Annotated in this window: 11 protein-coding genes; 4 read left to right on the forward strand and 7 right to left on the reverse strand. The window is 65.3% G+C overall.

Annotated elements, in window-relative coordinates:
• The first annotated feature begins 7 nt into the window (after window positions 1-7).
• Window positions 8-1015, forward strand: coding sequence for a helix-turn-helix domain-containing protein (locus tag B0G81_RS22065; RefSeq protein WP_134138340.1), 1008 nt, complete (start codon window positions 8-10; stop codon window positions 1013-1015).
• Window positions 1016-1151: 136 nt separating this feature from the next.
• On the opposite strand, the gene B0G81_RS22070 is transcribed toward B0G81_RS22065, so the two are convergent.
• From B0G81_RS22070 to B0G81_RS22095, 6 genes are all read right to left on the reverse strand, one after another.
• Complete coding sequence (locus B0G81_RS22070) at window positions 1152-1913, reverse strand: SRPBCC domain-containing protein (RefSeq protein ID WP_134138341.1); 762 nt, start codon at window positions 1911-1913, stop codon at window positions 1152-1154.
• A gap of 33 nt (window positions 1914-1946) precedes the next feature.
• On the reverse strand, window positions 1947-2339 hold the full coding sequence (locus B0G81_RS22075) for a DUF427 domain-containing protein (RefSeq protein ID WP_106284093.1): 393 nt from the start codon (window positions 2337-2339) through the stop codon (window positions 1947-1949).
• A gap of 163 nt (window positions 2340-2502) precedes the next feature.
• On the reverse strand, window positions 2503-3000 hold the full coding sequence (locus B0G81_RS22080; RefSeq protein ID WP_134138342.1) for a carboxypeptidase-like regulatory domain-containing protein: 498 nt from the start codon (window positions 2998-3000) through the stop codon (window positions 2503-2505).
• A 298-nt stretch (window positions 3001-3298) separates the two neighbouring features.
• The gene (locus B0G81_RS22085; protein ID WP_106284091.1) at window positions 3299-4813 is read right to left on the reverse strand and encodes a DegQ family serine endoprotease; all 1515 of its coding nucleotides are present in this window, start codon (window positions 4811-4813) and stop codon (window positions 3299-3301) included.
• Between the two features lie 156 nt (window positions 4814-4969).
• The gene (locus tag B0G81_RS22090; protein WP_134138343.1) at window positions 4970-6271 is read right to left on the reverse strand and encodes an ATP-binding protein; all 1302 of its coding nucleotides are present in this window, start codon (window positions 6269-6271) and stop codon (window positions 4970-4972) included.
• Between the two features lie 4 nt (window positions 6272-6275).
• On the reverse strand, window positions 6276-6938 hold the full coding sequence (locus tag B0G81_RS22095) for a response regulator (RefSeq protein ID WP_012434228.1): 663 nt from the start codon (window positions 6936-6938) through the stop codon (window positions 6276-6278).
• Window positions 6939-7322: 384 nt separating this feature from the next.
• On the opposite strand from B0G81_RS22095, the gene dacB reads away from it, so the two are divergent.
• The 3 genes from dacB to B0G81_RS22110 all read left to right on the forward strand — a co-directional run bounded on the left by dacB (window position 7323) and on the right by B0G81_RS22110 (window position 11399).
• A complete protein-coding gene (dacB, locus tag B0G81_RS22100; RefSeq protein WP_243856567.1) occupies window positions 7323-8903 on the forward strand; it encodes a D-alanyl-D-alanine carboxypeptidase/D-alanyl-D-alanine-endopeptidase in 1581 nt (526 codons plus the stop codon).
• Window positions 8904-9091: 188 nt separating this feature from the next.
• On the forward strand, window positions 9092-10054 hold the full coding sequence (locus tag B0G81_RS22105; RefSeq protein WP_134138345.1) for a sterol desaturase family protein: 963 nt from the start codon (window positions 9092-9094) through the stop codon (window positions 10052-10054).
• Window positions 10055-10148: 94 nt separating this feature from the next.
• Window positions 10149-11399 (forward strand): SGNH/GDSL hydrolase family protein, encoded by a 1251-nt coding sequence (locus B0G81_RS22110; protein WP_134138346.1) that lies wholly within the window; start codon window positions 10149-10151, stop codon window positions 11397-11399.
• A 107-nt stretch (window positions 11400-11506) separates the two neighbouring features.
• On the opposite strand, the gene B0G81_RS22115 is transcribed toward B0G81_RS22110, so the two are convergent.
• On the reverse strand, window positions 11507-12547 hold the full coding sequence (locus tag B0G81_RS22115) for an L-threonylcarbamoyladenylate synthase (RefSeq protein ID WP_134138347.1): 1041 nt from the start codon (window positions 12545-12547) through the stop codon (window positions 11507-11509).
• Window positions 12548-12550 lie beyond the last annotated feature (3 nt).

A 12550-nucleotide genomic window follows, 5' to 3' on the forward strand; every position in this document is an offset into this window, starting at 1 on the left:
ATGACTGATGGCCACGCCCGCTTCCACTTCCGTTTCCTCTGGCACGACGCGGGGTGAACCGCTCCGCCACATCGTCGCGGTGGTCGCGTTCGATCGCATCAGTCCGTTCCATCTTTCGGTGCCGTGCGTGGTGTTCGGCGAAGACCGCAGCGGCGGCGGCGTGCCGGAGTTCGACTTCCGCGTCTGCGCCGCCGAAACGGGCGCGCTGACCACCACCGCCGGATTTTCGATCGCCGTCACGCATGGACTCGAAGCGCTCGCCGACGCCGACACGATCATCGTGCCAAGCTGGCGCGACCCGGCCGAAACGCCGCCCGCGGCGCTGCTCGACGCACTACGCGCCGCCCACGCGCGCGGCGCGCAACTGGTCGGGCTTTGCCTGGGCGCATTCGTGCTCGCAGCCGCCGGCATCCTCGACGAGCGTCCGGCGTCGACGCACTGGGCGTGGGCCGACGACTTCGCGCGACGCTACCCGCGCGTGCGCCTCGACCCGAACGTGCTCTATGTCGACGACGGCAACGTGCTGACCTCGGCCGGCACGGCGGCGGGCCTCGACTGCTGTCTGCATGTGATGCGCAAACTGTGCGGCACTGCAGTGGCCAATCACGTCGCGCGCCGGCTGGTGGTGCCCCCGCATCGGCAAGGCGGCCAGGCGCAATACGTTCAGCAGCCGATGCCGCCGAATCTGCGCGGCGACCGGCTGTCGGATCTGCTCGACTGGGTGAGCGGCAATCTGACGTTGCCGCATACGCTCGACACGCTGGCCGGGCGCGCGCTGATGAGCCGCCGCACGTTCACGCGACGCTTCCGGCTCGCCACGGGCACGACTGTCGGCGCGTGGCTGCTGGCGCAGCGGCTGGCTCGCGCGCAGCAATTGCTCGAGAGCACCGACGAGCCGGTGGAAGCGATCGCGGGAATCGCGGGCTTCGGTTCGGCCGCTTCGTTGCGGCAACATTTCGCGGAGGCGTTTCGCACATCGCCGTCGGCATGGCGAAGGGAGTTTCGTGGCGTGTGAGTGTGCATGCGCGAGCGCGGCGCTGCTCGGCTGACGACGTTTCGTAGCTGGCCACCGGAATTTCGTAGTCGCATGGACACGACAGCGGCGCTACCGGCCGCGCTTGCGCCGCCGCTACGGCAGGCACCTGCCAGAATCAATGCTCGCTGATCCAGCGCGCGACATACAACAGCAGCGCGACCAGAAAAATCATCGCGGCCCAAGCCCAGTTCGGGACCGCGTGAGGACTCGGCTCGTGATGCGGAACCCCGTGCGACACACCATGCGCGGCTCCGTGCGACGCGCTGGCCGCGCGCCCAGGCAGCGCATTGCCGTGATCCGACCTTACTCGCCGCGCCATGTTGCCGAGCGTGATCGGTCGCAGAAACACATGCTGGCGGCGCACCGCCGAACCACGGGCGCGATTCGGACCTTGCCCATGCTTCGCACGCACGACAGCATCGAACTCCGTGAAAAAGTCGTCGGCCAGTTGATGCAGCGCGTTTTCGAGTTGCCGCGTCGGCAATTCCGCGAGCGGGCCCGACGAGGTCGCCCAGATGATGTAATCGATCCGCGTGCTGCGCTCCCTGTCGGCGGCGTGCGCGCTTTCGTCCGCGCGCAAGCGTACTTCGATCTGGCCGCGCAACGCGCCGATGCCCTCGGCCCGTGCTTTGAAATTGATGGTGCGGCGCTGCGCATCCGCCGGACCGGAATCCTGGCCGGCCACGTGGGCACGCGCCTGGTAGCGCGCGCGCAGCGGACCGAGCGGCACGGTCATGATCAGCTCGTATTCGCCGTGCGCGAGGCGGGTGAACGACTCGCAATTGTCGAGGCTGGCGCGCAGCAGCGCGAGATCCTGCAACGCTTCCCAGACGTCGGACGGCGCAAGTGGAATCCGTAACGCGTCGTTCAGTTCCATGCCAGCCTCCCCGATGAACGCGCGACAGCGGGATCAGGACGTCTGATCGATGCGGTCGACGCGCGATGCGTAAAACGCGAGATACCCTTTGATCTTCATCGCCGATTCGAGCGGCGTTTCGTAACTCCACACGGCGTTCTCGATCAGGCCGTCTTCCGTGCGCAGATGGAAATACGACGCGTCGCCCTTGAACGGACAGTGCGTGGTGTGCGTCGAGCGCTCGAGCCGGGCCATGTTCACGTCCGAGCGCGGGAAATAGAACACGTCCGCCAGACCGGTTTCCGACAATGTCAGTCCCGCCTGCGTATCGGCCATGGTGACGCCGCCGTGGATCATCCGCACCCGGTGGCTGTTGCCGGTGATCACGATGGTGTGCGCGCCTGCGCTCGCGTCCGGGCTCCCGTGAGATGTCAAGGCATCGCTCATGTCTCGGCTCCGTGATGATGTGCGGTCGTGCAAACAGTAAAGCCACGGGGGGTGCCCGTGGCTTCATTATCGGCCAAAGTCCGGCCGATTGCGCAACCTTCCTGCACGCAGTGCGGCGCTAACCGCACCACCGCCCGGAATGGCGCCGGGCTTACTGCGCGTCTTACTGCGTGTTCCAGTAGAACGCGGCCTTCGCAGTGCCCTTGGCCGGGATCGTCACCGCTTTGGCCTGGTCGCGGTCCTTGTATTGAGCGTGCACCGTGTAGCGCCCCGGGCGCACTTTCACCAGCATATACGGCCCGCGCGACGTGGTGCTCAGCACCTCGCCGTTGTGCGCGTCGACCAGACGCACATGAACGTCGGCGAGAAAGTCGGAACCCGGGCCCGTAAAGCGCAGTGACAGCGGCCACTGGCTTTGCGCCTGTTGCAATGCCTTCGATTCGTCGAGACCGACGCCGCCCGACACGAACGAGACGTCGCCTTGCTGCTGGATTTGCGGCAGGCCGCCGCCATTGGCGTTGCCCGCGCTGGTTTGATCGGTGGTCGTGCCGCCGGTCGTGTCGCTTGCCTGCTGTGCGTATGCGCCACCCGCCAGACCGAGCGTGAGCGCTGCGGCGACCGCGGCGGCTACGATCCTTCGCTGCTTGCGTTGGGTTTTCATCGGTTCGCTCCTTGTTGAAGTCCTATGCCTGCTTCTCCGGTTTCCCGCGATGGGCCCGGATCAACGCAGACGCAACCTGCGTGCCAAGCCGCCGGACGCATCATACGGAAACCGCCGTACGCCACGCCCGGTGGCGCACAGCGCCCTTCTTCGATGCAAAGGTCCAATAAAAATTGCCGGTCCGCCGGCAGTAAATGCAACGGACCGGCAAGCATTACTTCAACTCGCGGTGAGAGCAGCCGCAGCGTCGGTCAAACTTCCAACCGGACGAGCGGCTATGCCGTTCGCCTCTCGCGCATCAGCCGAGATCCACCGGCACGAAGATCTGCGAGTTGTCGCGCTGGATCAGCAACGCGATGCTGTTGCCGGCGCCGGCGATTATCTGTTTCAGTTGATCGACGCTCGAAATGGGCCGGCCGTTGACCGCCAGAATCACGTCGCCCGGTTGAATGCCGGCGCTTTCCGCCGCGCCGCCCGATTGCTGCACCAGCAGACCGTGCGAAACCGACGCGCCGCTCTTCTCTTCCGGCGTCAGCGGCCGCACCGCCACACCGAGCCGGCCTTGCAACTGGGTCGGCTGATCGGCCTTGCCCGAAGCGACCTTCGCATCCGACAAGGAACCAATGGTCACTTTGAGGTCTTTGGTGGCCTTGTCGCGCCAGACCTGCACGGTTGCCGAACTGCCCGGCGCCAGACCCGCGACCTGCGCCGGCAGATCGGACGAGTCGCTGACCGGTTCGCCGTTCACCGACAGGATCACGTCGCCAGGCTGCAGGCCGGCCTTGGCCGCCGGGCCGCCCGGATCGACCGAACTGACCAGCGCGCCCTGCGGCTTCTGCATACCGAACGAATTGGCGAGCGTCTGGTCCATGCCCTGCACCGCCACGCCGAGACGGCCGCGGCTCACGTGGCCGGTCTTGACGATGTCGTCCTTGACCTTGATCGCCTCATTGATCGGGATGGCGAACGAAAGGCCCTGGAAGCCGCCCGTCTGCGAATAGATCATCGAGTTGATACCGATCACTTCGCCTTGCAGATTGAACAGCGGTCCGCCCGAGTTGCCTGGGTTCACCGGCACGTCGGTCTGAATGAACGGCGTGTAGTTTTCGTTAGGCAACGAGCGCGACTTCGCGCTGATGATGCCCGAGGTCACCGTGTTGTCGAAACCGTACGGCGAGCCGATCGCGACGACCCACTGGCCGACCTTGCTCTGGCGCGGATCGCCGATCTTCACGGTCGGCAGATTGCTCGCGTCGATCTTCAACACGGCGACGTCCGACTGCTTGTCGGCGCCGACCACCTTGGCCTTGAACTCGCGCTTGTCCGTCAGCTTCACGGTGACGACGTTCGCGCCGTCCACCACGTGCGCGTTAGTCAGGATATAGCCGTCATTGCTGACGATGAATCCCGAGCCCAGGCTTGCGCTCGGCTGATCGGTCGCATCGCCGCCGTCGCCGCCGCCTTGCATGCCGGGCATGCCGCCGAAGAAATGTTTATAGAACTGGTAGAACGGATCGCTCGGATCGATCGGCAACTGATTGCCGCCGCCGTTGCCCGGATTGCCGCGCAGCGCCGTCTGCTTGACGACGTGCTTCGCGCTGATGTTCACCACGGCCGGACCGTAGGTTTCGACGAGGCCCGAGAAGTCGGGAATGCCGGTTTTGGCGGCGGCTTCAGCGGGCATCATCGCGGCTTGCGCCGGCGAGATCACCTGCGGCGCGGGCACGTCGCGATGCCCCGCCACATAGCCGGCGGAAAGCGCTACGGCGACGGCGATTGCAACAGCGCTGCGGGACAAGGTTTTCGCGTTCATCGTGTACTCCTGACTGGGAGAAAGAGACTTTGGATGTCTCGAAGCGTACGTGGCATCGCTTAAAAGAGTCTTAAGCAGCGACAGATCGCTTCCATCCAGCTATTTAGGCCTGTTTAAGCCTTCTTTAAGTCTCTTTACGAACAGAAAGCCTTGCCTTCAAAATCGCACGCTGACCTGCAAGCCGCCCGCCGGCGACTCGTCGAGCGATATGGCGGCATGATGCTGCACGGCGATGCGGCGCACGATCGCCAGACCCAGACCGGTGCCCGCCACGTCGGTACGGACACGATTCGCGCCGGCGCCCGCGCGATAGAAACGATCGAACACGCGATCGCGTTCGGCCGGCTCGATCCCCGGCCCGCTGTCGGCGATCCGCACGACCGGGTGTCCCTCTTCGACATGCAGGCTGACGTCCACACGTCCGCCGCGTGGCGTGTACTTGGTTGCGTTATCCACGAGATTGTTGAACATCACGCGCAACGCGTCGGCATCGCCGATCACGGTGGCGGACTCGGTCGCCTCGATGCCGAGATCGACGCCGCGATCGAGCGCAAGCGGCGCGTAAGCCACCACGCACTCTTGCAGCAGCGCGCGCAGATCGATCGCGTCGGTGGCGGCGAGGCCGTCCGGTTCAGAACGCGCCAGCGCCAATAGCTGTTCCGCAAGGCGCGTCGCGCGTGTCACGCCGGCTTGCAGATCGGCGAGCGCTTCGCTGCGGCCGCTATCGTCCTTCGCGCGCGCCACCAGTTGCGCCTGAATCTGCACGGCGGCGAGCGGCGTGCGCAATTCATGCGCGGCGTCGGCGACGAATGCTTTCTGAATATCGAGCGCAGTGGCGAGCCGTTCGAGCAGTCCGTTCAGCGCGCGCACGAGCGGCTGCACTTCGAGCGGCAAGCGCTGATCCGGCAAAGGATCAAGCGCTTCGGGATGACGCGCGTCGAGCGCGCTGGTCACGCGCCGCAATGGCCTGAGTCCGCGACCGATAACCACCCACACCGCGAGCCCCAGCAAAGGCAGCAGCACGATCAACGGCCACAGCGTACGCAGCGCGACATTCGCAGCGAGCCGGTTGCGCACGGAAATCGGCTGCGCCAGTTGCACCACGTTATCGCCGACGATCGCGCCATACACGCGCCACTCGCCGCGATCCGTGTGCTCGGTCGAAAACCCGAGTTCGGCGCGCGGCGCGAGCGGCGCACGCGGACGCGAGTAGTACATCAGCACGCCGTTGCGATTCCAGATCTGCAGCACGATGCCTTCGTCGCCGGTGTCGCGCGAACCGAGCACTTGCGAGAACGGTTCCGACGGCAGCGCCGCGGCGATCTGCTCCAGTTGGTAATCGAAAAGTTCGTTGGCTTCGGCAAGCGCTTGCCGGTAAATCAGCCAACCCGCAATGCCGACGCCGAGCAACACCAGCGCCAGCAGCCAGACCAGCAATTGACGGCGGATCGAACGCATCGGCTCAGGCGTCCTTCGCGATCATGTAGCCCAGACCGCGCACGTTGCGGATCAACTCCGCGCCGAGTTTCTTGCGCAGCGCGTGAATGTAGACCTCGACCGTGTTGCTGCCGATCTCCTCGCCCCAGCCGTACATTTTTTCTTCGAGCTGGCTCTTCGAGAGCACGGCGCCGGGACGCGCAAGCAGCGCCTCGAGCAGCGCGAATTCTCGCGCCGACAACGCGACCGGCGCGCCGTCGAGCGTGACCTGATGCGAGGCGGGGTCGAGCGTCAGATTGCCGTGGCGAATGGTCGAATCGCTGCGCCCGGACTGACGCCGGATCAATGCGCGCATGCGGGCGCCGAGTTCGTCGAGATCGAAAGGTTTGACGAGGTAATCGTCGGCGCCGGCGTCGAGGCCTTTGACACGATCCGCCACGGCGTCGCGTGCGGTGACGATCAGCACCGGCAGCGCGTGGCCGCGCGCGCGCAGCGTGCGCAACACGTCCAGGCCGTCGCGTTTGGGCAGGCCCAGGTCGAGCAGCACGAGATCGTAAGGCTGGCTGCCCGCCGCGCTGAGCGCCGCTTCGCCGTCTTCCACCCAGTCGACCGCGAAGCCTTCGCCGCGCAGCGCCTTGCGCACGCCTTCGGCAATCATCCGGTCGTCTTCGACTAGCAAGATGCGCATGGTTATCCGTTCCGAATCGTTCGATGATGCCGCATTCTAGCGCCCGCTCCCTGCATGCGCGCCGCGTGGCGCATTTTCCACCGCAGCCTGGCGGCAACTCTCTACAATGGGCGCTTTGCTTCGCGCGGCCGGCGTTTTGCGTCCGCGCGCCAACGCGATCCATCGGCGCCGCCGGGATTGCCGCGTGCCCCACGCCCTGACATTTTGCTTTTTCGCCCGTCCATGACGCACGCTTTTCTGGTTTCTCTTGCACGCCGCATCAAGTATGTTCGTCATGTCGCGCTGCGTACGCGATCCGCTTCTGTTTCCGCCGCTCCAGGCACATTCACTGAGCCGCTCGATGGCGTGGCTCGCGCAGCTTCGGCCATAACAACCACTTCCACCATGCATCTGCCGCGCCGGTTCGCGCCGCGCACCGCGGCATGGCTCGTCGCCTGCGCCGCGCTCGGCTGCGGCGCATCGCTGCCGCTAGTCGCGCAGGCTCGCGTCAAGGCCACGCGTCCGAGCGTCAACGTCACCACCGTCTTGCCGCAGTCGGTGATGCTGGGCTTGCAGCGCGCGCACGTGCCCTTGTCGTCGATCAGCGTGGTCGTGGAGAAAGTCGGCGATCGCACGCCGATCCTCGCACTGAACGCCGGCAAGCCGATGATGCCCGCCTCGACGATGAAACTCGTCACCACCTACTCGGGCCTGTCGATACTCGGCCCGGACTACCGTTGGCGCACCAGCGCCTACGCGGACGGCAACGTCGACGCGAACGGCGTGCTGCACGGCAATCTCTACATTCAGGGCACGGGCGATCCGAAGCTCGTGCCGGAAGAGCTGATCGATCTCGTGCAGAAGATCCACAAGGCGGGCATCACCGGCATAGACGGCGCACTGGTGCTCGACAAGCGCTACTTCGATGCGTCCACACGCGACCTGCCGCCGTTCGACGACGACGCCACCGCGCCGTACAACGTCGGTCCCGATCCGCTGCTGTATGCATTCAAATCGTTGTCGTTCACGCTGACGCCGTCGCCCGACGGCAGCGTCGCGATCGACGTGCTGCCCGCGCTCGCGCAGTTGCAGATCGACAACCAGATGCACGCGGTGAACGGCCCGTGCCGCGGCGACGCAGCCTCGGTGTCGCCCACCGTCACGCCGCAACCGAACGGCACCGTCGTGGCCTCGTTCAGCGGCGACTATTCGATGCGCTGCGGCCCGCGCACGATCAACGTCGCGGTACTCGACCACTCGGCGTTTTTTGCGGGCGGTTTTCTCGCGCTATGGCAGCAAACCGGCGGCACGTTCAGCGGCGCGACGCGCGAAGGCGCGGTGCCCGTCGGCGCGAAACTGGTGGCGACGCATCAGGGGCCGGTGCTGTCCGACATCGTTCGCGACATCAACAAGTTCAGCAACAACACGATGGCGCGCAACCTGTTCCTGACGATCGGCGCCGCCGAGGAAAAAGGGCCCGCGACGACCGCCAAATCGGCGCGCGCAATCCAGGCGTTTCTGCGCCGCGACAGCGTGGACATGGAATATCTAACGCTCGATAACGGCTCGGGCCTGTCGCGCGAAGAGCATGTCACCGCGCTCTCACTCGCTGATCTATTGCAGCGAGCCAACGCCAGTCCGGTCGCGCAGGTCTTCGTGGAGTCGCTGCCGATCGCGGGCGTCGACGGCACCATGCGCAACCGCTTGACCAACCAGGGCGCGGGCGGCAATGCGCACATCAAGACGGGCACCTTGCGCGACGTTCGGGCAATCGCGGGCTATGTGGCCTCGGCGGACGGTAACAGTTACGTGGTGGTCAGCCTGATCAACGATCCGCATTCGGAAGCCGCGCGCGCCGCGCACGACGCGCTGCTCGAATGGGTGTATCAAGGACCGTCGCAGGGCTTTACCAAGGTGTCCGATCCGGTCGTCGAACCGCGCAGCATCAAGCCCAGGAAAAACCCGCACGCGCGTGGCGCTCACTGAGTGTTCCTTCTAGCGAAGCCGCGCGCGGCGACGTGCTCAAGCGTGTACGCTGTCGGGCAGTGTTTGAGGCGCGCGTAATACGCTGGACGTGACGCCGGGGCTGTGCATCGATTACGGTCCCGCTCGAACAAAAACGACAACATCCGCTGCGCACAGCGCGGCGGCCAGGGACCACGGAGGAAGACACAATGCAATTCGATGCCGAATTGCTGCTGCTCGCCATGGCGCCAGTCTTTCTCGCATGCATCGGCTGGGAGGCGTGGCACCTGCGGCGCACGCAACCGGGCGCGCAACTCTATAGCTGGCGCGACACGCTCTGCAACGCCGCGCTCGCGCTAATGCAGCAAGCCGCCGACAAGCTCGCGTGGCTCGCCATCATTCCGGTCTACGCGTTCTTCTACGATCACTATCGCATCTACACGTGGCAGGCGGGCTGGGTCTCGTTTGCCGTGCTGTTCATCGGGCAGGATCTGCTCTACTACGTGTTCCACCGCTGCAGTCATCGCGTGCGCTGGCTGTGGGCCGCGCATGTCGTGCATCACTCGTCGGAGCGCATGAATTTTTCGACCGCGTTCCGTCAGAGCCTGATGTATCCGGTCGCGGGCATGTGGCTATTCTGGACGCCGCTCGCCGTGCTCGGTTTTCCGCCGAAGCAGATCGTCGCGATCGTGCTGATCAATCTCGGCTTTCAGTTTTTCGTGCATACGCAGGCCATCGGCAAACTCGGCTGGCTCGAAAACGTGTTCAATACGCCGTCGATTCATCGCGTGCATCACGCGCGCAACGACCGCTATATCGACCGCAACTATGCCGGCGTGCTGGTGATCTGGGATCGCCTGTTCGGCAGCTACGTCGAGGAAGATTTGCGCGATGCGCCGGTGTACGGCATCGTCGAGCCGCTTCACACGTACAACCCGCTGAAGGCGACGTTTCACGAATGGGCGTCGATGGCCGCCGACTTCGCGAGCGTGCGCGGCGGGCGCAACAAACTGCGCACGCTGTTTGCGCCGCCCGCGTGGGCGGCGGATTATCATGCGCGGCGCGTTGCCGGTTCATCGGGAGCGCGCATGGATTCAGTCGAATATTCGGGCGAGGCTACGCGCGCGAAGCAAGACCATACGGCCGCGTTTCAAACACCACGCAGGCCGTAGAAGATTCTGTAAGCTGTCGTCACGCCGCCTAAGCGGTGGGCGCTGCCTGCAACACATGGCATAAGGGCCACACATACGAGGAGATGTCGTCAACATGAAGCAAACAGCATCGCGGAAACAACATTGGCTGCGTGTCACGCAGATCGCCATGGCCAGCACGGCATTCGCTCTGCTCGCGGCTTGCGGCGGGGGTAGCGACAATAACAACAACGCCAGCAGCACGCCTGCGGGCGGAGTCAAATTGCAGGTCGTGTCGTTCGGCGACAGCTTGTCGGATGTCGGCACGTACTCGCCGGTCATTCAGGGGAGCTTCGGCGGCGGCCGCTTCACGACGAACCCGGGTGAAGTGTGGACCCAGAAGGTCGCTGAGTATTACGGCGACACGTTGACGCCGGCCTACCTCGGCGGCTTCGGCCAGCCGCTGGTCGCAACGGGTGGCCTGGGCTATGCGCAAGGCGGCTCGGACGTCGTCAATGCTCAAGGCCAGGGTTGGGCGCCCAACAACATGGCCGCGACGACCGTGCCGGTCGTGACGCAGGTGGCCAACTACCTGGGCGCGCATGCGAGCTTCAACGCGAACCAACTCGTGCTGATCAACGGCGGCGCGAACGATATCTTCCAGTTCGCGGGGACCACCGCCAATCTGACGGCGCTGGGCGCGGCGCTACAGACGCAATACCCGCTGCTCGTGCAAGCCGGCACACTGCCGAACTCGCAAGCGGGCCAAGTGGCGTTCATCGTCGGCTACCTGCAGAAGTTGCCCAATCCGCAGATCGCGCAGGCCGCCACGCAGCTCGCGGCGCAAGTCCAGAAGATCGTCGGCTCGGGCGCGACTCACGTGGTGGTGTCGACAGTGCCGGACATCGGCAACACGCCACTCGGCGTCGCCGCCAACGCAAGCACGCCTGGCTCGGCTGCGCTGCTGTCCGGCATTACCGCGGCGTATAACTATCTGCTGGTGCAGAACCTGACGGCTCTCGGCCTGGTGGGTACGGGCAAGGTCATCGTGGCCGACGCGTTCACGTGGATCGATCAGCAATTGCCGAACTACCAGGCGCTGGGCTTCACGGTGTCCAACACCGGCACGGCGTGTAACCTGACGTCGATGCAGGCCAATGCAACCGCATACGCCACCGCCAATCCGAGCGCGACGAACGGGCTGACGCCGGCTCAGTACGGCGCCCAGTTCGGCCAGTCGCTGTTCTGCTCGCCGCAGACGTATACGGTGGCTGGCGCTGACCAGACGTATATGTTCGCGGATACGGTACACCCGAGCACGCACCTGCACGCGTTGTTCGCGCAGTACGTGCAGCAGCAGATCGCTGCGACGGGGTTGGGGAAGTAATCAGGCGAGACGTTGCAGGCAAAACGGCGGATCGAGGCTCGATCCGCCGTTTTTCTTTGCTGTGGTGAATGAGAGGCCCGGCGGCTGATGCAGCCGTGCTGCCGACACTATCCCTGCGCTTCGAACGCAGCGGCCGCTCGACCAAGCCGGTCATTCACCGCGATCCACTCAATCGTATCCGGCAGCTTCTCGATCAGAATCCGCGTCACGTTCGCGCGATCCAGCGCCCGCAGCAAGCCATACAACTCACGCGCGTAGACATGCGGATCTTCAGGCGCGGCGATGAAATGCACGCCTTCGGCATCGGCCCAAGGTCCGGCTCGCGACGCACGCGCCACCAACGCCACGCGCTCATCCGCTTGCCGCGCGGCAAGCAAAGGCTCCAGCGCGACGAACGGCAACAGCGCCAGCGGCGTGCGCGGCGCGTAATGCGCCTTCAACGTGCCGGAAGCCCGCGGCGCAGTCGCGTCCGAGCCGTCGGGCAAGCGCGGCGCCTCGCCGAGCACGTCGGCGATGTCTTGCGGTGTTACACGCCCCGGTCTCAACAACGCCGGAAAGCCGCGCGACAAATCCAGAATGGTCGATTCGATACCGACATCCGACGCGCCGCCGTCCAGCACATGAATCGTGTCGCCAAACTCGTCGCGCACGTGTTGCGCCGTGGTCGGGCTCACATGTCCGAAGCGGTTCGCCGATGGCGCCGCAACACCGCCGTGTCCGCCGCGCAATGCATTGAACGCCTCGAGCAACGCTTGCGCGACAGGATGCGACGGACAGCGCAATCCCACCGAATCCTGACCGCCGCTCACCGCCGCCGGAATGCGCGCGGCGCGCTTCAGAATTAACGTGAGCGGACCCGGCCAGAACGCGTCGATCAACCGCTGCGCCTCCGCAGGCAAATGCTCGACCCAATAGTTCGGGTCGCCTTGCGGCGCGAGATGCACGATCACCGGATGATTCGCCGGCCTGCCCTTCGCCGCGTAAATGCGCGCGACGGCGTCGGGACTCTCGGCGTCGCCGCCGAGACCGTAGACCGTCTCCGTGGGAAACGCGACCAGGCTGCCCGCGTCGAGCAGCGCCGCCGCGTGTTCGATCTGCGCGGCGCTCACCGGGATTGCGGCTTCGGCGTGTTTCGGTTGATCCGGCATGAT

It is taken from the genome of Paraburkholderia sp. BL6665CI2N2 (assembly GCF_004366535.1).
Classification (GTDB): Bacteria; Pseudomonadota; Gammaproteobacteria; order Burkholderiales; family Burkholderiaceae; genus Paraburkholderia.